The 22170-nt window shown below is 72.2% G+C and carries 17 protein-coding genes and 1 tRNA gene; 14 read left to right on the top strand and 4 right to left on the bottom strand.

The features are described from left to right. Positions 1 to 9: 9 nt before the first annotated feature. The 5 genes from BIU97_RS14490 to BIU97_RS14470 all read left to right on the top strand — a co-directional run bounded on the left by BIU97_RS14490 (position 10) and on the right by BIU97_RS14470 (position 4744). The gene (locus BIU97_RS14490; RefSeq protein ID WP_139196062.1) at positions 10 to 750 is read left to right on the top strand and encodes a response regulator transcription factor; all 741 of its coding nucleotides are present in this window, start codon (positions 10 to 12) and stop codon (positions 748 to 750) included. Beyond that, a complete protein-coding gene (locus tag BIU97_RS14485) occupies positions 747 to 2231 on the top strand; it encodes a sensor histidine kinase (protein ID WP_071261225.1) in 1485 nt (494 codons plus the stop codon). The genes BIU97_RS14490 and BIU97_RS14485 overlap by 4 nt, the downstream gene beginning before the upstream one ends. 382 nt (positions 2232 to 2613) lie before the next feature. After that, the gene (gene rplJ / locus BIU97_RS14480) at positions 2614 to 3129 is read left to right on the top strand and encodes a 50S ribosomal protein L10 (RefSeq protein ID WP_070418388.1); all 516 of its coding nucleotides are present in this window, start codon (positions 2614 to 2616) and stop codon (positions 3127 to 3129) included. A 51-nt stretch (positions 3130 to 3180) separates the two neighbouring features. Continuing rightward, positions 3181 to 3564 (top strand): 50S ribosomal protein L7/L12, encoded by a 384-nt coding sequence (gene rplL / locus BIU97_RS14475; protein ID WP_071261227.1) that lies wholly within the window; start codon positions 3181 to 3183, stop codon positions 3562 to 3564. 262 nt (positions 3565 to 3826) lie between these two features. Further along, positions 3827 to 4744, top strand: a complete 918-nt coding sequence (locus tag BIU97_RS14470; RefSeq protein ID WP_071261232.1) for a type IV toxin-antitoxin system AbiEi family antitoxin domain-containing protein — start codon at positions 3827 to 3829, stop codon at positions 4742 to 4744. 345 nt (positions 4745 to 5089) lie between these two features. On the opposite strand, the gene BIU97_RS14465 is transcribed toward BIU97_RS14470, so the two are convergent. Further along, positions 5090 to 6514 (bottom strand): amino acid permease, encoded by a 1425-nt coding sequence (locus BIU97_RS14465; RefSeq protein WP_071298025.1) that lies wholly within the window; start codon positions 6512 to 6514, stop codon positions 5090 to 5092. A 109-nt stretch (positions 6515 to 6623) separates the two neighbouring features. Between BIU97_RS14465 and BIU97_RS14460 the strand changes: the two genes are divergently transcribed. The 5 genes from BIU97_RS14460 to BIU97_RS14440 all read left to right on the top strand — a co-directional run bounded on the left by BIU97_RS14460 (position 6624) and on the right by BIU97_RS14440 (position 13195). Next, the gene (locus BIU97_RS14460; RefSeq protein ID WP_441294399.1) at positions 6624 to 8513 is read left to right on the top strand and encodes an ABC transporter ATP-binding protein; all 1890 of its coding nucleotides are present in this window, start codon (positions 6624 to 6626) and stop codon (positions 8511 to 8513) included. Between the two features lie 93 nt (positions 8514 to 8606). Continuing rightward, complete coding sequence (locus BIU97_RS14455) at positions 8607 to 9971, top strand: cystathionine beta-synthase (RefSeq protein ID WP_071261236.1); 1365 nt, start codon at positions 8607 to 8609, stop codon at positions 9969 to 9971. Between the two features lie 82 nt (positions 9972 to 10053). After that, complete coding sequence (locus BIU97_RS14450; RefSeq protein WP_071261240.1) at positions 10054 to 11199, top strand: cystathionine gamma-synthase; 1146 nt, start codon at positions 10054 to 10056, stop codon at positions 11197 to 11199. A 51-nt stretch (positions 11200 to 11250) separates the two neighbouring features. Further along, the gene (locus tag BIU97_RS14445) at positions 11251 to 12630 is read left to right on the top strand and encodes an MFS transporter (protein WP_071298023.1); all 1380 of its coding nucleotides are present in this window, start codon (positions 11251 to 11253) and stop codon (positions 12628 to 12630) included. 10 nt (positions 12631 to 12640) lie between these two features. Beyond that, the gene (locus BIU97_RS14440; RefSeq protein ID WP_139196061.1) at positions 12641 to 13195 is read left to right on the top strand and encodes a substrate-binding domain-containing protein; all 555 of its coding nucleotides are present in this window, start codon (positions 12641 to 12643) and stop codon (positions 13193 to 13195) included. 7 nt (positions 13196 to 13202) lie between these two features. Here BIU97_RS14440 and BIU97_RS14435 read toward each other — a convergent pair whose 3' ends face one another. After that, the gene (locus BIU97_RS14435) at positions 13203 to 13784 is read right to left on the bottom strand and encodes a TetR/AcrR family transcriptional regulator (RefSeq protein WP_071261249.1); all 582 of its coding nucleotides are present in this window, start codon (positions 13782 to 13784) and stop codon (positions 13203 to 13205) included. Positions 13785 to 13997: 213 nt separating this feature from the next. On the opposite strand from BIU97_RS14435, the gene BIU97_RS14430 reads away from it, so the two are divergent. Both BIU97_RS14430 and BIU97_RS14425 read left to right on the top strand, forming a co-directional pair. Further along, on the top strand, positions 13998 to 15251 hold the full coding sequence (locus BIU97_RS14430; protein WP_175472462.1) for a multidrug effflux MFS transporter: 1254 nt from the start codon (positions 13998 to 14000) through the stop codon (positions 15249 to 15251). Between the two features lie 163 nt (positions 15252 to 15414). Beyond that, entirely contained in the window at positions 15415 to 17541 is a 2127-nt protein-coding gene (locus BIU97_RS14425) for a helicase HerA-like domain-containing protein (protein ID WP_175472461.1), read from the top strand. Positions 17542 to 17611: 70 nt separating this feature from the next. On the opposite strand, the gene BIU97_RS14420 is transcribed toward BIU97_RS14425, so the two are convergent. After that, positions 17612 to 18256, bottom strand: coding sequence for a hypothetical protein (locus BIU97_RS14420; protein ID WP_071298021.1), 645 nt, complete (start codon positions 18254 to 18256; stop codon positions 17612 to 17614). 308 nt (positions 18257 to 18564) lie between these two features. Then, positions 18565 to 18652: transfer RNA gene (locus BIU97_RS14415), tRNA-Ser, on the bottom strand. Positions 18653 to 18775: 123 nt separating this feature from the next. Between BIU97_RS14415 and pta the strand changes: the two genes are divergently transcribed. Beyond that, positions 18776 to 20884: a phosphate acetyltransferase gene (gene pta / locus BIU97_RS14410; RefSeq protein WP_071298020.1), complete on the top strand. Its 2109-nt coding sequence runs from the start codon at positions 18776 to 18778 to the stop codon at positions 20882 to 20884. Positions 20885 to 20935: 51 nt separating this feature from the next. Further along, entirely contained in the window at positions 20936 to 22132 is a 1197-nt protein-coding gene (locus tag BIU97_RS14405) for an acetate/propionate family kinase (RefSeq protein WP_071261255.1), read from the top strand. The last annotated feature ends 38 nt before the right edge of the window (positions 22133 to 22170 follow it).

Below are 22170 nucleotides of genomic sequence, written 5' to 3'. Positions count from 1 at the left end.
CTCGAAGACGTGACCATCTCCCAGCCCGCAGCAGCCCCGCGTCTCACCCGTGCCGACGGCACCCCGTTGCGCATCCTCGTCGTCGACGACGAGGCCAGCCTCACCGACCTGCTGTCCATGGCGCTCCGCTACGAGGGCTGGGACGTGAAGAGCGCGAACGGCGGGCAGGACGCCCTGACGACGGCGCGGGAGTTCAAGCCCGATGCGATGGTGCTCGACGTGATGATGCCGGACCTCGACGGGCTGCAGGTGCTGAGCCGGATGCGGCAGAACAACGACGACACCCCGGTACTGTTCCTCACCGCCAAGGACAGCGTGGAGGACCGCGTCACCGGCCTCACCGCGGGTGGCGACGACTACGTCACGAAGCCGTTCTCCCTCGAGGAGGTCGTGGCGCGGCTGCGCGGCCTCATCCGTCGCTCGCAGATCTCGATCTCCGAGGCGGGGGACTCCCGCATCGTGGTCGGCGACCTGGTGCTCGACGAGGAGTCGTACGAGGTGTCCCGTGCCGGCCGGTCGATCGAGCTGACCGCCACCGAGTTCGAGCTGCTCCGGTTCCTCATGCGGAACCCGCGACGCGTGCTGTCGAAGGCGCAGATCCTGGACCGCGTGTGGTCGTACGACTTCGGGGGCAAGTCCTCGGTCGTCGAGATCTACATCTCCTACCTGCGCAAGAAGATCGACGCCGGTGAGACCCCGATGATCCACACGGTGCGTGGCGTCGGGTACGTCATCAAGCCGACCTCGTGACGCTGCGGCGCCGGCTCGTCCTGAGCATCGTCGCCCTGGTCGTCGCCGTGAGCGCGGTCATCGGGGCGGGCAGCATCATCGCGCTGTCCTCGATCCAGACCAGTGCGATCGACAAGCAGATCACGGGTGCCACGAACCGTGCGCAGCGGTACCTGCAACAGAACCCGTCCGGACAGCCGAGCATCGACCTGTCGCGGCCGTCCGGGCAGGCGGTCGGCACGTTGACCGCCTACTTCGTCGACGGCCAGGTGGTCATCGCGAACGTGCTCGACGACTACGGCCGACCGAGCGCGATCACCCGGTCGAGCGCCGCGGCGCTCGGTACCGTCCGGGTCGGCGCGCCGCCGGCGACGGTCGACCTCGGCTCGACCCTCGGTGCCTACCGGATCGCCGCGGTGACGGTCGGGCCGGCGGTCCTCGTCGTCGGGCTGCCGATGGCGCCGGTCTACGACAGCGTGTGGCAGTTGTTCTGGGTGGTGGTGGCGGTCGTCGCGGCCGCGTTGGTCGCGGGGTCCGTCGTCGCCGCGGTCGTCGTCCGCCGGTCGCTCCGCCCGCTCGAACGGGTCGCCGAGGCCGCCTCGACGGTCACCCGGCTGCCGCTCGACCGCAGCGACGCGCTGGACGGCGTCCGCGTGCCCGACACCGACCCCCGCACCGAGGTGGGCCGCGTCGGCGCCGCGTTCAACCGGATGCTCGGGCACATCGGGAACGCCATGCAGGCCCGTGAACGCTCCGAGCAGAAGGTGCGGCAGTTCGTCGCGGACGCTTCGCACGAACTCCGCACGCCGCTCGCCTCGGTCCGCGGCTACGCCGAGCTCACCCGGCGGATGGGCGGCGACCTGCCGCAGGACGTCGTCTACGCGATGGGACGGATCGAGTCCGAGTCGATCCGGATGACCTCGATGGTCGAGGACCTGCTGCTGCTCGCCCGCCTCGACGAGGGCCGCGAGATCCAGTTCGCCGAGGTCGACCTGACCGGGCTGGTGCTCGACGCCGTGAACGACGCGCACGCGGCGTCGCCCGACCACGTCATCGAGGTCGACGTGCCCCCGGAGCCGGTCTCGGTCGTCGGCGACGCCGCCCGGCTGCACCAGGTCATCGTGAACCTGGTGACGAACGCCAGGACCCACACCCCCGAGGGCACCCGCATCACGGTCGGCATCACACCGGGCGACGGCGGGGTCGACCTGACCGTGCGGGACACCGGGCAGGGGATCGACCCGGAGTTCCTGCCGAAGCTGTTCGAACGGTTCGCCCGCGCCGACAGCTCGCGGTCGCGGTCCGTCGGCTCGACGGGCCTCGGGCTCGCCATCGTCGACGCGGTGGTGCAGGCCCACGGCGGCACCGTCGCGGTGACGAGCGAGCCCGGCGACACGGTCTTCACGGTGCACCTGCCGACCGAGCAGGCGGTGGCGCCGACCCGGGTCGAGCAAACGGCAGAGTGGGCCGAGACGCCCGCCGCGGTGGACGCAACCCGCTGACCGACCGGGCCCACGCCGCCGGTCCGGCGCGACGCGCCAGCGGTGTGCCGGCCGTGTCGGTCGGGAGGCGCGGGGCGGGCCTGCCCCGTCCTCCCTCGCAGGCTCGGTCGGCGTGCCCAGCGCAACGCTTCGCATCGCCGCCCAGCTGGGCACGCCCGTCCGCCGTTTGGTCTCGTCCACCGCATCTGGTACTGTTCTCGAAGCCAAAGACCGCCGGATGTTGCTGCGCTTGCGCCGCAACCGAAGGTCCTCACACGTGAGGCATCCCGCGCAGGTGTTCCGAACCACTCCCACCATCTGGTGTGAGCAGCTCCGAGCCTCTGCGCCGGAGCTTTTTTCGTTCGTGGACCCGGGGCTGCCGGCAAGACCCCCAAGGAGAACCATGGCGAACAAGGAAGCTGCGGTCGCCGAGCTCACGGAGTCCTTCCGTAGCTCGAACGCCGTTCTGCTCACCGAGTACCGCGGTCTCACGGTCGCGCAGCTCAAGGAGCTCCGCAACTCGATCCGTGAGCACGCCACGTACGCCGTGGTGAAGAACACGCTGACCAAGATCGCGGCGAACAACGCCGGCATCTCGTCGTTCGACGACGAGCTCGCCGGTCCGTCCGCTCTCGCCTTCGTCCACGGTGACACCGTCGCCGTCGCGAAGTCGCTGCGTGCATTCGCCAAGGCGAACCCCGAGCTCGTGGTGAAGGGTGGTTACTTCGACGGTAACCCGCTCTCCGCGACCGAGGTGGACAAGCTCGCCGACCTCGAGTCCCGTGAAGTCCTGCTCGGCAAGCTCGCCGGCGCCTTCAAGGCCTCGCTGTTCGGTGCTGCGTACCTGTTCCAGGCCCCCCTCTCGCAGGCCGTCCGCACCGTGGACGCCCTCCGCGAGAAGCAGGAGTCCGCGGCCTGATCAGGCTCGCGTTCCACAACCACACGTTTTACTGAGTAGTAGGAGAAAATCATGGCGAAGCTTTCGCAGGACGAGCTCATCGAGGCCTTCAAGGAGCTCACGCTCATCGAGCTCTCGGACTTCGTGAAGAAGTTCGAAGAGGTCTTCGAGGTCACCGCGGCCGCCCCGGTCGCCGCTGCCGCCGCCCCCGGCGCTGCTGCCCCGGCCGAGGCCGTCGAGGAGAAGACCGAGTTCGACGTCATCCTCAAGTCCGCTGGTGACAAGAAGATCCAGGTCATCAAGGAGGTCCGTGGCCTGACGTCGCTCGGCCTCGGTGAGGCCAAGGCGCTCGTCGAGACCGCCGACGCCAAGATCCTCGAGGGTGTCAACAAGGAGACCGCCGACAAGGCCAAGGAGACGCTCGAGGGCGCCGGCGCCACGATCGAGCTCGCGTAGTCTCGACCGTTTCGGTCACGAAGGCCGCTGCCCCCTCGGGGGCGGCGGCCTTCGTCGTGTTCGGGGCGGTGGAGTGTTCCGCGCAAGCGACAGTCTGCCGCCAACTGTTCGCGGCAGAGTGTCGCGTCGGCGGGATGAACGGTGCGCCGGGGCCGAGCAGCGTCGCGATGGCGGCACCATCGGGGCTTCCGGTCGAGCAGGAGTTCTCCACAGATCAGTGACCGGGCCCGCGCACCGCGGCACTCGGCGACAGGGTGCTGGCATGCATCCTGCCAACGCGATCGACCTCCTCCGCACGAACCCGCTCGACCGCGCTGCGGCACGCTTCCTCCAGCGACGGCAGCGCGCCGGCGAGCTGGTCCGGGTGCGACACGGCGTGTACGTCGAACGGTCCGCCTGGGACGTGCTCGACCGGCGGTCGCAGTACCTCGTCCGGATGCGTGCAGTCGTCCCGTTGCTCCGGCCGGGTGCCGTCTTCGTGCTCGACTCCGCCGCGGCCGTCCACGGTTGTCCTCGCCTCGGCCCCTGGCCGGAACGGGTGCACGTGACCGTGCCGGGGCTCGACCACGACCTGCACCGGGTCGGGTTGACCGTCCACAGCGGAGGGGTCATCCAGACCGACCGGTCCTTCCAGGGCGTGCGGGTCGCCGACCTCGCTCACACCGCGGTCGAGACGGCGCGGCGCGACTCGCTCGCCGGTGCCGTCGTCGCGCTCGACCACGCGCTCCGGAGGGGCGTCGAACACCAGGTCCTCGAGGACCTCGCAGCGAGCGTGGGACCCTGGGGATCGGTCCGGCTCGAGCAGGCCCTCGCGACCTGCGACGTCCGTCACGAGTCCGTGGGCGAGTCGTACCTCGCGGTCCGGGCGGCCGAGTTCGGATGCCCGGACATGGAACCGCAGCACGAGTTCCGCTTCGCGGACGGCCGCGTGGCCCGTGTCGACTTCTGGCTGCCACGCGAGGGCATCGTCGTCGAGTTCGACGGTCGGCAGAAGTACGAGGACCCGGCGATGCTGCACGGGCGAACCCCGGAGGACACCGCCTGGGACGAGAAGCGCCGCGAGGACCGGATCCGAGCCCGCCCCGAGGTGAACGGCTTCGTGCGGGTGTACTGGGAGCACGTGCACCACCCGGAGCGGCTTCGGGCGCTGTTCCGCGAGCACGGGGTGCCGTGCCGGTGAGCCGGGGGGGGGCGGACGAGCTCGCCGAGTGGCTGTGCTGCCAGGGCGACACGTCTCGCGGAAGGTGGGGCGGGCCTCCCGGCAGAGCGACAGAGCGGCGCGGAACGTTCGCGGAGAACTGTCGCTTTCGCGGATCGGACCAACCGGACCGACTGGACCGACCGGACCGGCGCGAACCGGATCGGACCAACCGGACCGACCGGACCAACCGAACCGATCGGACCGGCGCGGACCGGAAAGCGACAGCGCGGCGCGGAACGTTCGCGGAGAACTGTCGCTTTCGCGGATCGGACCGGAACGGACGGGACCGGGCGTGGACCGGACCGCGGGCCCCCGCCTCGCGCGTCAGCGCAGGGTGCTGTGGCGGCGGCCGTAGACCAGGTAGAGCGCGGCGCCGGCGAGCATCCAGATGCCGAAGGCGATCCACGTCGTGGCGCCGAGGAACACCGCGAGGAGGACGCAGCTGAGCGCGCCGAGGACCGGGACGACGGGGAAGAGCGGCACGCGGTACGAGCGCTCGAGGTCCGGCCGGGAGCGTCGGAGCACGATCACCGAGACGTTCACCAGGGCGAAGGCGACGAGGGTCCCGATGCTCGTGGCGTCGGCGAGCTCGCCGAGGGGGACGAGCGCGGCGACGATCGTCACGGCGATGCCGATGATGAGGGTGTTCGCGATCGGGGTACCGGTGCGCGGGGACACCCGGCCGAACACCTTCGGCACCAGCCCGTCGCGGGACATCGTCAGCAGGATGCGGGTCTGCCCGTAGAGCACGGTCAGCACGACGCTGGCGATGGCGACGACGGCGCCGACGGAGAACACGAGCGCGACGAGCGGCTGGCCGGTGACGTCGACGACGATGCGGACGAGCGAGGCCTCGGTCGACGAGAAGTCGGTCCACGAACGGGCGCCGATCGCAGCCACGGCGACCAGGATGTAGAGCGCCGTGATGAGGACGATCGAGCCGATGATGGCGCGGGGGAGGTCGCGGCGGGGGTTCTTCGCCTCCTCGCCGGCGGTCGAGGCGGCGTCGAAGCCGATGTACGAGAAGAACAGGCGGGACGCGGCAGCCGTCACGCCGGCGGCGCCCATGGGGGCGAGCGGCTCGAAGTTCCGGGCCTGGAACGCGGTGAAGGCCACGACGACGAAGAACACGAGCAGGGCGATCTTCACGACGACCATGACCGTGTTCACCCAGGCGCTCTCGCGGGCGCCGGGGAGCAGCACCACGGTCGCCAGCAGCACCAGGACGGCTGCGGGCAGGTTGACCAGACCGCCCTCGCCGGGAGGCGCCGACAGCGCGGTGGGCAGGTGCGCGCCGAACACGCGGAGGGTCTCGTCGACGTACTCGCTCGCCCCGACGGCCACGGCCGCGACCGAGACGGCGTACTCGAGCACGAGGCACCAGCCGCAGACCCAGGCGATGCCCTCGCCCATGGTCGCGTAGGTGTACGAGTAGCTCGACCCCGAGGTCGGCACAGCGCCGGCCATCTCGGCGTACGACAGCGCCGACAGCAGCGCCGCGATGCCCGCGACCACGAACGAGATCCACACCGCGGGGCCGGCGAGCGGCACGGCGGTGCCGAGCACCACGAGGATGCCGGTGCCGAGCGTCGCGCCGACGCTGATCATCGTGAGGTGCCAGACGCCGAGGGACCGGCGCAGCGGGGTGCCGTCGACCCCCGCCGCGGCTTCGGCCTGGAGCTGCTCGATCGGCTTGCGGCGGGCGAGCTGCGCCCGCAGGGACGTGGGACGGGAGGGCGCGGACGACATGGGACCTCGGTGGTGCGGGGACGGGGACGGCACATGCTCGCACGCCCCCTGAGAGGGGTCAAATGCACCGGCGACACCGATGTCACGGGACGGGGATAGCGTTGGCCCCATGAGCATGGGCCACGGGATGCGCGGCGGCGGGGGCGGCGGACCGCGCGGCGGCGGCCGCATCTCGAGCGGCGACTTCCGCGCGCAGAAGGCCGCCAACGCCGAGGCGCCGAAGATCCCGCACCTGCTGCACCGCATCGCTGGGCTCTTCGTGCCGCACCGCCGGGCGATCGTCCTGACGGTCGTGCTCGTGCTCGTGGGGGCCGCGATCTCGGTCGTGCCGCCCCTGCTCACGCAGAAGGCCTTCGACGTCGGACTCTTCCCGCCGTCGGGCCGGCCGAACGTTCCGGTGCTCGTCGAGCTCGTCTCCGCGATGGTCTTCCTCTGGATCGCGAGCGCCGGGGTCGGCGTCTGGCAGACGTACCTGACCGCGACGGTCGGCAACAAGGTGATGGGCGCGATGCGGATGCGCCTGTTCGGGCACCTGCAGCGCATGGAGCTCGCCTTCTTCACCCGCACGAAGACCGGCGTGATCCAGTCCCGGTTGCAGAACGACGTCGGCGGCGTGGCGAGCGTCCTCAACAACACGATCTCGTCGGTGCTCGGCAACACCGTCACCGTCATCGCCGCGCTCGTCGCCATGCTGCTGCTCAGCTGGCAGATGACGCTGGTGGCGGTGGTCCTGCTGCCGCTGCTCGTCATCGCCCAGCGCCGGGTGGGTCAGGTCCGGGCGCGGATCGCCTCGGCGACGCAGGAGTCGCTCTCCGACATGACCGCGATCACGCAGGAGGCCCTCAGTGTCTCCGGCATCCTGCTCGCCAAGAGCTTCAACCAGCAGCGCAGCGAGACCAAGCGCTACGGCGACGAGAACCGCAACCAGATCAGCCTGCAGGTCCGCCAGCAGATGTCCGGCCAGTGGTTCTTCGCGATCGTGCAGATCTTCCTGTCGATCATCCCGGCGATCATCTACCTGGTCGCCGCGTGGCTGATCATCGGGGACGTCCCGATCACCGCCGGCACGATCGTCGCCTTCACGACCGTGCAGTCGCGGCTGCTGTTCCCGACCGTCGGCCTGCTCCGGGTCGTGCTCGACCTGCAGACGTCCGGTGCGTTGTTCGCCCGCATCTTCGAGTACTTCGACCTCGAGCCGGCGATCACCGACTCGCCGACGGCGAAGCCGATCGACCAGGCGGCCGTCGGGCACGTGGCCTTCGAGGACGTCACCTTCACCTACCCCGACGGCGAGGCCGACAAGCCGACCCTGCGCGGGGTGTCCTTCGCGCTCCGGCCCGGGCAGTTCGCTGCGTTCGTCGGACCCTCCGGGGCAGGCAAGACGACCGTGTCGTACCTGGTGCCCCGCCTGTACGAGGCGACGACCGGTTCGGTCCGCTTCGCGGGGCAGGACGTCCGCGACCTCGAGCACGAGGACCTGATGCGCCACATCGGCATCGTCAGCCAGGAGACCTACCTGTTCCACGCGACGATCGCCGACAACCTGCGGTACGCGAAGCCGGACGCCACCGACGACGAGGTCGAACGGGCGGCGCGGGCGGCGAACATCCACGAGACCATCGCGTCGTTCCCGGACGGGTACGACACGGTGGTGGGGGAGCGCGGGTACCGGCTGTCGGGCGGCGAGAAGCAGCGGATCGCGATCGCGCGCGTGCTGCTGAAGGACCCGCCGGTGCTCGTGCTCGACGAGGCCACCAGTGCGCTCGACTCGATCTCGGAGCGGGTGGTGCAGACCGCGCTCGACACGGCAGCGGCCGGGCGCACGACGATCTCGATCGCCCACCGGTTGTCGACGGTGCGGGACGCCGACGTCATCTTCGTGCTCGACCACGGGCAGATCGTCGAGCAGGGGACGCACGACGAACTCCTGGCGCTGGACGGCACGTACGCCGAGCTGCACCGGCAGCAGAACGCCCCCGCTGAGTCGGTCGGCAGCTGACCGCGTCGCGTCGCCGGGCCGAGGGCTCCGCGGCGATGTCCGCGCACGTCACGAGCCGACAGCAGGCGGTCAGCGCGACGTAGACTCGCGGGCGTGCGTTACGCGAACTCCGTCGTCGACCTCGTCGGCAACACCCCGCTCGTCAAGCTGAACCGCGTCACCGAGGGGGTGCGGGCGACCGTCCTGGTGAAGGTCGAGTACCTGAACCCCGGGGGGTCCTCGAAGGACCGCATCGCCACGCGGATCATCGACGCTGCCGAGGCCTCGGGCGACCTGCGGCCCGGCGGCACGATCGTCGAGCCGACCTCCGGCAACACCGGCGTCGGGCTCGCGCTCGTCGCGCAGCAGCGCGGGTACCGGTGCGTGTTCGTGCTGCCGGACAAGGTGGGCGAGGACAAGCGCAACGTGCTCACCGCCTACGGCGCCGAGATCGTCGTCACGCCGACCGCGGTCGCGCCGGAGCACCCGGAGTCCTACTACTCGGTGTCCGACCGGCTGGTGCAGGAGATCCCCGGCGCCTACAAGCCGAACCAGTACGCGAACCCGAACGGGCCGCGCAGCCACTACGAGACCACCGGCCCGGAGATCTGGCGCGACACCGAGGAGCAGCTCACCCACTTCGTGGCGGGCGTCGGCACCGGGGGCACCATCTCCGGCACCGGCAAGTACCTCAAGGAGGCCTCCGGCGGTCGCGTCCGGATCATCGGCGCCGACCCCGAGGGCTCCGTGTACTCCGGCGGCACCGGCCGTCCGTACCTGGTCGAGGGCGTCGGCGAGGACTTCTGGCCGGGCGCCTACGACCCGGACATCGCCGACGAGGTCATCGCCGTGTCCGACGCGGACGCGTTCGCGATGACCCGACGCCTCGCCCGCGAGGAGGGCCTGCTCGTCGGCGGCTCGAGCGGCATGGCGGTCGTCGCCGCGCTCCGGGCGGCCCGCGACCTCACCGAGGACGACGTCGTCGTGGTGCTCCTGCCCGACGGCGGCCGCGGGTACCTCGGCAAGATCTTCAACGACCGCTGGATGCGCTCCTACGGTTTCGCCGAGACCGACGACGCCCGCACCGTCGGGTCGCTCATCGCCGGCAAGGACGGACGCCTGCCCGACCTCGTGCACGCCCACCCGGCCGACACCGTGCGCGACGTCGTCGACATCATGTCGAAGTACGGCGTCTCGCAGATGCCCGTGCTCACCGCCGAGCCGCCCGTCGTCATCGGCGAGGTCATCGGCGCCGTCGCCGAGAAGGACCTGCTCGAGCAGGTCTTCACCGGTGCCGCGGGGATGACCGACGCCCTGAGCGGGTTCGTCGGCGACCCGCTGCCGCTCATCGGCGTGGGGGAGTCCGTCTCCGCCGCACGCCGGGCGCTCGAGACGGTGGACGCGCTCCTCGTCGTCGAGGACGGCAAGCCCGTCACGGTGCTGACGCGACACGACCTGCTCACCTACCTGTCCGAGTAGACCCGGCGGCGTCCGCGACGCACCGCCCGTGACGGGCGCGACCCGCGCCTCCCGTCCGACCCGACCTGGAGAACGAACACCCATGACCGAGTTCAGCACCCGAGCCATCCACGCCGGCCAGGAGCCCGACGGCGCCACCGGCGCCGTCATCCCGCCCATCCACGTGACCTCGACGTACGTGCAGGACGGCATCGGCGGCATGCGGAACGGCTACGAGTACTCCCGTTCCGGCAACCCGACGCGCGACGGCCTGCAGGCCCTGCTCGCCGACCTCGACGGCGGCGTCGCCGCGTACTCGTTCTCCTCCGGCCTCGCCGCCGAGGACGCCCTGCTCCGGTCGGTCCTGTCGCCCGGCGCACGTGTGGTGATGGGCAACGACGTCTACGGCGGCACGCACCGCCTGGTCAGCCGCCTGCACGTGCCGTGGGGCGTCGAGCTCGTCGTCGTCGACATGAGCGAGCTCGACCAGGTGCGCGCCGCGCTGCAGGACGCGCCGGACGCGACCGTGCTCTGGGTCGAGACGCCGACGAACCCGCTCATGAAGATCGCCGACATCGCAGCCCTCGCCACCCTGGGGCACGAGGCCGGCGCGGTCGTCGTCGTGGACAACACCTTCGCGTCGCCGTACCTGCAGCAGCCGCTGTCGCTCGGCGCGGACGTCGTCGTGTACTCGGCGACGAAGTACCTCGGCGGCCACTCCGACGTCGTCGGCGGCGCCGTCGTGCTCGCCGACGAGGAGCTCGCGGCGAAGGTGCAGTTCCTGCAGTTCGGTGCCGGCGCGATCTCGTCGCCGTTCGACGCGTTCCTGACCACGCGCGGCATCAAGACGCTCGCCGTCCGGATGGAGCGGCACTCCGCGAACGCGCAGGCCGTGGCCGAGGCGCTCGTGGCCGCGCCCGGTGTCGAGCGCGTCTACTACCCGGGCCTGTCCGACCACCCGGGGCACGACGTCGCCGCCCGGCAGATGCGCGGGTTCGGCGGCATGCTGTCCGTGGCGCTCGCCGGCGGGCCGGCCGCGGCGAAGCGGTTCGCGGAGTCGACCGAGCTGTTCGCGCTGGCGGAGTCGCTCGGCGGGGTCGAGTCGCTCATCGGCTACCCGAGCGAGATGACGCACGCGTCGGTGCGGGGCACCGAGCTCGCCGTTCCGGAAAACGTCGTGCGGCTGTCCGTCGGCATCGAGGACGCCGGTGACCTCATCGCGGACGTGCAGCAGGCGCTCGCGCGCTGACCGTCACCGGTCCCGGCCGGCGGCGTCGCCGGGCACCCCTACGATGAAACCGTGAGCACCACGGCGACGAGGACGGGCCTGTTCGGCGGGGGACACGCCCTCGCGACGATCGGCATGGTCGCGATCGTCGGCGTCGCCGCCTTCCAGAACCTGGCGATGACGACGATCATGCCGGTGATCAGCCGCGACCTCGACGGCGAGGCCCTGTACGCGCTCGCGTTCGCCGCACCGCTGGCCGCCGGTGTGCCGGGCATGGTGCTGGCGGGCAACTGGACGGACCGCGCGGGCGGTCGCGTCGTCGCGTGGGTGTCGGCGCTGCTCTTCGCGGCCGGCACCGCAGTGGTGATGACCGCCCCGACGATGACGGTCTTCCTGGTCGGCCGGCTCATCGAGGGCTTCGGCGCGGGCGCGATCGACGTCGTGCTCTACGTGCTCGTGGCCCGGATCTTCCCCGCCGAGCTGCACGGCCCGGTGTTCGCCGGGTTCGCCGCCGCCTGGGTGGTGCCGGCGCTCGTCGGACCGGCGCTGGCCGGCATCGTCACCGACGTGTGGGACTGGCACTGGGTGTTCGCCGGCGCGCTCGTGATCGCCGTCGCCGCCTTCACCCTGCTCGTGCCGACCCTCGGCCGCCTGCACCCGCCCGCCGAGGCCCTGCGACCGCCGTGGCAGCGGACCCGGATCGGGTGGTCGGTCGCCGCCGCGGTCGCGATCCTGCTGCTCAACGTCGCCCCGGACCTGACCCCGTGGGGGATGGTCGCCGCCGTCGCGGTCGGCCTGGTCGGCACGTGGTTCGCGCTCCGGCCGCTGCTGCCCACCGGCACCTTCCGCGCGGCGGCCGGGTTGCCGTCGGTCGTGCTGCTGCGCGGCCTGATGGCGGCGTCGTTCTTCGGCAGCGAGGCCTACGTGCCCTTCCTGCTGCAGGCCGAGCACGGGCTGCAGCCCTCCACCGCCGGGCTCGCGCTCACCGTCGCCGCGCTGAGCTGGGCGGGGGCGAGCTGGGCTCACGGGAAGGCCGGCGAGGAGCGCCTGACCGCGCAGCGCACCTTCGGCGTCGGGCTCGCCCTGGTGCTCGTGAGCCTGCTGACGGCGTTCGCGGTCGCCGCCCTGCACCTGCCGTGGTGGGTGCTCGTGGCCGGTTGGTTCGTCGGCGGTGCCGGCATGGGGGCGATCTACCCCCGGACCTCGATGCTGACGCTGCGCTTCTCCGGCGAGGGCGATGACGGCTTCGCGAGCTCGGCGCTGACGATCGCCGACGCCTCGGGGAGCGTCATCGGCCTCGCCGCCACCGGCCTGCTGTTCACCGCGACGGGCGGCGCGGAGGGGACGGTCGCCTTCCCGCTCATCTTCGGCGCCATGATCCTGTTCGCCGCACTGGCGATCGCGGCGGTCCGGCGACTCGGACCCGTCCCGGCGCCGCGGACGGGCGGGTAGCGTGGCCCGCATGCGCTCCGTCGTCGCCGTCGGCGCCCTGGTGACGGTCCTGGCACTCGCCGGCTGCCAGGGCACGACCTCCGTCGCGCCCACGCCCGTGCAGAGCACCGACCTGACGAGCTCGGACGGCGGCTTCGACCAGCAGGCCGTCATCGGGGTCGTGGTCGTCCACGACGACGCCGCGCTCGCCACCGAGCTGCGCACCGGCCTGCGGGACGCCGGCTTCCGCCCCGTCGTCCGGGTGGCACCGGCATCCGGCGCTGCGGCGGCCCAGCGCTCGGCGGTCGCCGGGCTCGTCCGCTCCGGCGCGAAGGCGCTGCTGGTCCGTGCCGCCGACGCCTCCGCGCTGACCGGTGTCGTCCGGACCGCGCACGACGCCGGCGTCGTGGTGGTGTCGCTCGGCGACCCGCTGCCCGCGACGGGCACCGGTGGTGACGGCGTCTCCGCCGACTACCGGGTGCCGGGCGAGGCCGACGACGCGGCGCTCGCAGCCACCGCGGTGGACGTCGTCCGGTCCCTGCAGCGCGGCGAGAAGCCGTCGCCCGACGACGCGGGTGACGACTAGCGAGCGGTCAGTTCCACCACGCCGGGAACGACAGCGTGATCGTCTCGACCAGTGCCTTGCGGGAGCGGCGGGGGCCGGCGAGCCAGGCCTCGATGGCGCCGACGAACCCCTGTGCGACGAAGCCGGCGGCGACGTCGTCGAGCAGCGGCGGACGTGACGACGGGTCGAGCTCGTGGATGTGCTGGGCGCTCGACACGGTGAAGTGCTCGACGAGCAAGCGGTGCAGCGAGGCGTCGTTCGGGTCGGGCAGGGCCTTGCAGTAGATGTCTCGGTGGGCCGTGACGTGCTCGACGACCGCGTTGATGCCGCGGCGGGTGATGGCGGCGAGCTCGGCGGCGTCCGCGCCCCGGGCGGCAGCGGCGCGTCGGGCTGCGGCGTCGTCCTCGCGGATGCGGTCGAGCTCCGGCGTCAGGACGTCGGCGAGCAGCGAGCCGGGGGAGACGGCGTGCGAGTAGAACGTGGCGCGGTTGATGCCGGCGGCGCGGGTGACGTCCGCGACGGTGATCGTGGAGACCGGGCGGTCGGTGGCGAGCCGGAGGATCGCCTCGCGCAGGGCAGCGGTCGTGTGCAGGATCCGGGCGTCCACCATGACACCCACCCCCTTCTGATGCTGATCGTGCCGGGAGTCCCCCGAGCAGTCCGACGGTACCGCACGGCGTGCCCGGCGGGACCCCGGGACCACCGGCAACACGCGGCACCGCTTCGTGAGCGCTCTCGCGACCCGTAGGATGGTTCCGCGGACGAATCGATTCGATCGAGCCGCGATCACCCTCCCCGCCCCGAGGTCGAAGGACTGCTGCTCGTGACCGCGCCCGCCACCACCGGTTCGATCCGGGTCCTGCACCCCGGAGACTCGCTCTCCCGCGGGCAGCGACTCGTCTACGTCTTCGTCCTCGGCGCCCTGACCGCGCTCGGGCCGTTCACCATCGACCTGTACCTGCCGGCGTTCCCGGCGCTCAAGGAGCAGTTCGGCGTCACCGACGGCGCCGTGCAGCTGACCCTGACGGCGACGACGCTCGGGTTCGCGGTCGGCCAGCTCCTCGTCGGGCCCTGGAGCGACAAGGTCGGCCGCCGCCTGCCGCTCATCGTGGCGACGACGGTGCACATCGGCGCCTCGATCGGCGCCGCGACCGCGCCGGACATCGAGCTGCTCGCGGTCTTCCGCGTGCTGCAGGGCATGGGCGCCGCGGCCGGCGGCGTCGTCGCGATGGCGACCGTCCGCGACCTGTTCGGCGGCAAGCCGCTCGTCCGCATGCTGTCGCGCCTGGCGATGGTGAACGGCCTCGCCCCGATCCTCGCGCCGCTCATCGGCTCGCAGATGCTCCGGTTCACCAGCTGGCGCGGCATCTTCGTGTTCCTCGCCTGCTACGGCCTCGCCGTCGTCATCGCCTCGATCCTGCTCATCGTCGAGACCCTGCCGCCGGCCCGCCGCCAGGAGGCCGGGCACTCGACCATCGGGCAGCGGTACAAGGCGCTGTTCTCGGACCGCATCTTCGTCGGCGTCGCGCTCATCGGCGCGATGGTCTTCAGCGGCCTGTTCTCGTACCTCAGCTCGTCGCCGTTCCTGTTCCAGGGCGTGTACGGACTCGACGCGCAGCAGTACGGCCTGCTGTTCGCCGTCAACTCGGTCGGCGTCGTGCTCGGCGTGCAGATCTCCGCGCGCCTGGCCCAGCGCGTCGGGCCGCAGTGGATCCTGGCGTGCTCGACGGCGACGCTGCTGCTCGCCTCGGTCGCGATCATCGTCCTCGACCAGCTCGGCGCCGGGCTCGTCGGCGTGCTCGTGCCGCTGTGGTTCTTCATCGCCGCCTGCGGCTTCTCGTTCCCGCTCGTGCAGGTCATCGGCCTCGCCGCCCACGGCAAGGAGGCGGGGACCGCCGCGTCGCTCCTCGGAGCGCTGAACTTCGGCGTCGCCGGGCTCATCTCGCCGGTCGTCGGCTGGCTCGGCATCACGACCGCGACGCCGATGGCGATGGTGATGGGCTCGACCGCGGCCATGGCGATCGTGGTGCTCTGGGTCGTCGTCCGCCCGAAGACGGTGCCGGCGCTCACGCACTGACGAGCCGGGCGGTCGGTACGGTCGGCGCGGTCGGTACGGCCGGGTGGTCTCCCCGACGACCCCGGACGACGAGATGGACGTCGCACGACGACGATCTCGTCGCACCGGATCGGGGTCGCGCGGGACCGTACCGCGTCCGGAGCCGCGTCCATATGCTGGCGGCATGAGCGACGCGGTGGAGCAGGCACGGGCAGCGGCCGAGGCGGCCAAGCAGGCGGCGGACGAGGCACGACGGCTCGCCGAACAGGCCGCCCAGCGCGCCGAGGAGCTGGCCGCCGCGCTCGCCGCGCAGACGTCGGCCCCGGCGCAGCAGGGCCTCGCGTCCGACGCGGAGCCCGCCGCCGCCGACGCCCCGGCACCCACCGGCCAGGAGGCCCGGCTCACCCCCGACGCGGAGCCCGCGTCCGCCGCGACCCCGCGACCCGACGCCGCCCCGGCACCGGACGCCGCCCCGGCCGCGACCCCGCCCCTCGACGCCGCCCCGGCACCGGACGCCGCCCCGGCGGTGGAGGTGACCGCCCCGCAGCCGGCGGCCGCCCCGCCGGCCGGCCCCGTGCCTCCCGGCCCGGCCGGAGTGGCCCCGCTGGGACCGGACGCGGTCGCCGCCGTCCGCGCCGGGTACACCGTCGCGGGCAGCGCACTCGAACTCGGCGCCCTCGTGAACGGCGAGGCGGAGCCCGACGTCCAGGTCCGCATCCCGCTCGGCATGCTGAACCGGCACGGCCTCGTCGCCGGGGCCACCGGCACCGGCAAGACCCGCACGTTGCAGCTGCTCGCCGAGCAGATCGCCGCGAACGGCGTGCCCGTGTTCGCCGCCGACGTCAAGGGCGACCTGTCCGGACTCGCGGCGGCGGGGGAGCCGAACGACAAGCTGCTCGCCCGGACCGCCGGCATCGGACAGCAGTGGTCCGGTACGGCCAGCGCGACCGAGTTCTACTCGCTCGGCGGACGGGGCACGGGTGTGCCGATACGGGCGACCGTCTCCGGGTTCGGACCGCTGCTCATGGCGAAGGTGCTCCGCCTGAACGACACGCAGGAGTCCTCGCTCGGACTGGTCTTCCACCACGCCGAGCAGGCCGGACTGCCGTTGGTCGACCTGGCGGACCTGCGGAGCGTGCTGACGTTCCTGGTGAGCGACCGGGGCAAGGCGGAACTCGCCGAGCTCGGCGGGCTGTCGAAGCAGACCGCCGGTGTCATCCTGCGCGAACTCGTCACCTTCGCCGACAAGGGCGCCGACCGGTTCTTCGGCGCGCCCGAGATCGACACCCGGGAGTTCCTGCGCACCGCTCCCGACGGCCGCGGCATCATCAGCCTGCTCGAGGTGCCCGGCGTGCAGGACCAGCCCGAGGTCTTCTCGACGTTCCTGATGTGGCTGCTGGCCGACCTGTTCAACGAGCTGCCCGAGGTCGGCGACCAGGACGAGCCGGAGCTCGTGTTCTTCTTCGACGAGGCCCACCTGCTGTTCAGCGGTGCCTCGCGCGACTTCACCGAGCAGATCGTGCGGACCGTGCGGCTCATCCGGTCGAAGGGCGTCGGGGTCTTCTTCGTGACGCAGACGCCGAAGGACGTGCCGAGCGACGTCCTCGCGCAGCTCGGGTCGCGGATCCAGCACCAGCTGCGCGTGCACACCCCGGACGACGCGAAGGCCCTGCGTGCGACCGTGTCCACCTACCCGTCGAGCGACTACGACCTGGGCGAGGTGCTCACCTCGCTCGCGACGGGTGAGGCGATCGTCACCGTGATGAACGAGCAGGGGGCGCCGACGCCGGTCGCGTGGACGCGCCTGCGCGCCCCCCAGGGGTCGATGGACCCGCTGCCGGCGGCGGACCTGGAGGCCCGTGTCGCGTCGTCGCCGCTGCTCGCCACCTACGGCACCCCCGTCGACCCCGACTCCGCCCGCGAGGTCCTGGCACGCCGGATGGAGGCCGCGGCCGCCGAGGCCGCTGCTGCGGAGGCGGCGAAGGACGCCGCGGCCGCTGCAGCCGCGGCCGAGGAGGCCGCCGCGCGGACCGCCGCCGCTGCCGCGAAGGAGGCCGCCGCGCAGGAGAAGCGCGCGTCGAAGGAGCGTGCCGCTGCCCAGCAGGAGTACGAGCGGGCCCAGCGCGAGTTCGAACGCGCCGAGCGCGCGGCTGCGTCACGGCGGGCGGGCCGGTCCGGGCGGAGCACGCGCACGACGACCAGTCGGAAGGCCGACGACCCGCTGTCCGAGCTGCTCGGCTCGTCCCTCGGACGCACCATCGCGAAGGAGGTCGTGCAGGGGATCTTCTCGACCCTGCGTCGTCGCCGCTGAGAGCGACGGGCAGGCGTGTGAGACGCGGGAGTCAGGCGCGGGAGTCAGGCGCCGGAGTCAGGCACCGGAGTCAGGCACCGAGCAGCCCGTTCGTCTCGATGAAGAGCAGGGCGGCGACGACCACGGCCGCGAGTCCACCGACGAGGACGTGCGCCCCGCGCTGCTCGTACCAGGTACGGCTCGACGGGAAGCGCTTGGCGAACGCCCGGGCGGGGACGGGCCGGGGCTCGTCGAGGACCTGGACGCCGAGGGCGTCGACCACCTGCTCGAGGCCGCGGTCGCCCCACACGTCGGCCCGGATGCGGAACAGGTGCGTCCCTTCCGCGTCGAACGCCACGAGTTCCCGGGTCGTCCGGTCGACGGAGGCGCCGAACGTCGTCGCGAGCACGAGGCTGTGCACGCGGTCGCGGGGGACCCGGCGGTGCGGGGTGACCACACCGCGGATCGTCAGCCCCTCGGTGTCGATGCCGATGTAGGCGGTGCTGAGCCGGACGAAGGCCACGGCGACGACCACCACGACCGCAAGGACGGCGGCGGCGGCCACGGTCCACCCGCGGAACGGGAACGAGACCCAGAGCAGGGCGACGGCGAGCGGAACGGCGGAGAACACGATGCTCAGGGCGGTGGACCGGACGAGCGACCGGCGCGGGCGCAGGACCACGTCGTACACGTCGGCTCGCAGGCTCGGTGTCGCGGGCACGGTCGTGTCCCCCATGCGCATCTCCTCGTCCCCTCGGGTGCGGCGGGCACGCCGACGGGCCGCCCCTCGAGCGACGCCCCTGCCGCTCGGTGCACCGCGGTCGACTCGTCCCGGAGCCGTCCGCTCGGGTCAGCATAGGTGACCGAGGGGGCCCGGGGACAGCCCGTTCCACCCCGTTCAGCCGGATTCCGAGGAGTGCGCGGTCGACAGGGGACACGCTCGTCGGCCGGGTGGGGGACCAGTGCCGCCGGGTCGGACGACGGAGGGCCCGCGTCTCGTGACGCGGGCCCTTCGACCTTGCTCGCAGCCGTTCCTGCTCGCTCTGGCGGAGAATGGGGGATTCGAACCCCCGAGGGCTTGCACCCAACACGCTTTCCAAGCGTGCGCCATAGGCCACTAGGCGAATTCTCCTGGGCACCGTCTCGCGACGGCGACACCCAATGCTACAGGTTCTTCGAGGGTGCTCACGACCGCGTGTCGCGGGAGCGCTCCCTCCCAGTCGTCGTGACGTGTCCGACGACTACCCTGAGGGACGTGTCGACCCGCATCTACATCACGTCAGCAGAAGGACACACGGGCAAGAGCACCGTCGCCCTCGGTGTCCTCGAGACCCTCGCGCGATCCGTCGGCCGGGTCGGTGTCTTCCGCCCCGTCGCCCGGTCGGTCGACGAGCCGGACTACGTGCTCGAACTGCTCCTGCAGCACACCGCGGTCGGGATCTCGTACGACGACGCGGTCGGCGTCACCTACGACGACGTGCACGCGGACCCCGACGCGGCGCTCGGCACGATCGTCAGCCGCTTCGCGCAGGTCGAGCGGCAGTGCGACGCGGTCGTCGTCCTCGGGTCGGACTACACCGACGTCGGCAGTCCCACCGAGCTGTCCTTCAACGCGAAGGTGGCCGCGAACCTCGGCGCACCCGTCCTGCTCGTGCTCGGAGGCCGCGACGCCGCCGAGCGCGGCGCACGCACCCCGGAGGACATGGCGCAGGTCGCCGACGTCACGACGAGCGAGCTCCGCGCGGCGCACGCGCAGCTGCTCGGCGTCGTCGTCAACCGCGCCGACCCCGACGCCCTGCCCGCCGTCGTGGCGAGCGTCGAGCGCGCCGTGCACGACGACCACCCGGACGTCGTCGTGTGGGCGATCCCGGAGGACCGCGTCCTGGTCGCGCCGACCGTCCGCGCGCTGCTCGAGACGACCGGTGCGACGTTGGTCCGCGGCGACGAGGCACTGCTCGACCGCGAGGCCCTCGGCACCGTCGTCGCCGGCATGAGCATGGAGAACGTGCTGCCCCGGCTCATCGAGGGCGGCATCGTCGTCGTGCCCGGTGACCGCAGCGACGTGCTCATCGCGACGCTGCTCGCGAACCAGTCCGAGACGTTCCCGAGCCTCGCCGGGGTGATCCTGAACGGCGGGTTCGAGATCGCGCCGCAGGTGTCCCGACTGCTCGAGGGGCTGTCGAGCTCGCTGCCGATCGCGCAGAACGACCTCGGCACCTACGACACCGCCCTGCGCATCACGCAGACGCGCGGCCGCCTGGCGGCGGACTCGCCCCGCAAGGCCGACCTCGCCCTGGCCCTGTTCGAGCAGCACGTCGACGCCGAGGTGCTCCGCGACCGTCTGCAGCTCGCGCCGTCCGGCGTCGTCACCCCGCTCATGTTCGAACACGGCCTGCTCGACCGGGCCCGCGGGTACGGCAAGCACATCGTCCTGCCGGAGGGCGAGGACGACCGGATCCTGCGCGCGGCGTCGAGCCTGCTGCAGCGCCAGGTCTGCGAGCTGACGATCCTCGGCGAGCCCGCCGCGATCCGCACTCGGGCCACCGAGCTCGGCCTCGACCTCGAGGCCGCGCACCTGGTGTCCCCGTTCGACCCCGAGCTGCGGGAGCGCTTCGCCGAGGAGTACACCCGGCTCCGCGCCCACAAGGGGATGTCGATCGAGCTCGCCCGCGACACCGTGACCGACGTCTCGTACTTCGGCACGATGATGGTGCAGCTCGGCCTGGCCGACGGCATGGTCTCCGGCGCGAAGCACACCACCGCGCACACCATCCGCCCGTCGTTCGAGATCATCAAGACCCGCCCGGACACGTCGATCGTGTCGAGCGTCTTCCTCATGGCGCTCGCCGACCGGGTGCTCGTCTACGGCGACTGCGCCGTCATCCCCGACCCGACGAGCGAGCAGCTCGCCGACATCGCGATCTCGTCCGCCGAGACCGCGACCCAGTTCGGCATCGACCCCCGCGTCGCGATGCTCAGCTACTCGACGGGCGACAGCGGCTCCGGCGCCGACGTCGACAAGGTCCGTGCCGGCACTGCATTCGTGCGGGAGCGCCGCCCCGACCTGCTCGTCGAGGGGCCGATCCAGTACGACGCCGCCGCCGACCCCACGGTCGCGTCGACGAAGATGCCGGACTCCCCGGTCGCGGGCCGGGCGACGGTCTTCGTCTTCCCCGACCTGAACACCGGCAACAACACCTACAAGGCCGTGCAGCGCTCGGCCGGCGCGGTCGCGATCGGCCCGGTCCTGCAGGGCCTGCGCAAGCCGATCAACGACCTGTCCCGCGGCGCGCTCGTCGGCGACATCGTGAACACCGTCGCGATCACCGCGATCCAGGCCGGCACCGCGACCGACGCGGCCTGACCCGCGCGACGCACGCCGTGCCTCCCGTCCGACAGAGAAAGTGACCCACCCGTGACCGCAGCCCTCGTCGTCAACTCCGGATCGAGCTCGTTCAAGTACCAGCTCATCGAGCTCGAGGGCGAGCGCACGCTCGCCTCCGGACTCGTCGAGCGCATCGGCGAGTCGTCCGGCGCCTGGAAGCACACCAACGCGCTGACGGGGGAGTCGTCGTCGAACGACTCGGCGTCCGTGCCCGACCACGCCGCCGGGTTCCAGGCGATGATCGACGCGTTCGGCAAGGTCGGCCCGTCGTTCGACGAGCACCCGCCCGCCGTCGTCGGCCACCGGGTCGTGCACGGCGGCACCGACTTCGACCGCGCGACCGTCGTCACGGACGAGGTCGAGCAGCAGATCGAGCAGCTGAACAGCCTCGCGCCGCTGCACAACCCCGCGAACCTCGAGGGGATCCGCGCCGCGAAGCAGGTGTTCCCGGACGTCGCGCAGGTCGCCGTGTTCGACACCGCGTTCCACCAGACGATGCCCCCGGAGGCGTACACGTACGCGATCCCGGCGGACCTCGCCGCGGAGCACCGGGTGCGCCGCTACGGCATGCACGGCACGAGCCACAAGTACGTCTCCGAGCAGGCCGCCGTGTTCCTCGACCGCCCGCTGTCCGAGCTGAAGACCATCGTGCTGCACCTCGGCAACGGCGCGTCGGCCGCAGCGATCGACGGCGGGAGGTCGATCGAGACCTCGATGGGGCTCACGCCGCTCGAGGGGCTCGTCATGGGCACCCGCTCCGGCGACCTCGACCCCGCCGTGCTCATCCACCTGCACCGCGAGGCCGGGCTGTCCTTCGACGAGCTCGACACGATGCTCAACAAGGAGTCCGGCCTGCTCGGCCTGACCGGCAACGGCGACATGCGCGACGTGCAGGAGGCGGCCCTGCACGGCGACGAGGTCGCCGAGTCGGCGCTCGCCGTGTACCGGCACCGCATCCGCCGGTACGTGGGCGCCTACACGGCGCAGCTCGGCGGGCTCGACGCGGTCGTCTTCACCGCGGGCGTCGGGGAGAACAACGCGCTGCTGCGCCGCCGCGTGCTCGCCGGGCTCGAGCACCTGGGCATCGAGATCGACGACGACCGCAACGAGCTGCACTCACGGGAGGCCCGGGTCGTCTCCACGGACACCTCACGTGTCGCGGTGCTCGTCATCCCGACGAACGAGGAGCTCGAGATCGCCCGGCAGTCGGCTGCGGTCGCGCTCTGACACCGGCGCGGCCCTCCCGGCGGGCGCGGCCGTCCAGG

The sequence above is a fragment of the Curtobacterium sp. MCBA15_009 genome (assembly GCF_001864895.1).
Lineage (GTDB): Bacteria > Actinomycetota > Actinomycetes > Actinomycetales > Microbacteriaceae > Curtobacterium.
The sequence above is the reverse complement of the archived record's forward strand: the minus strand, read 5'-3'. Positions and strand labels throughout refer to the sequence as shown.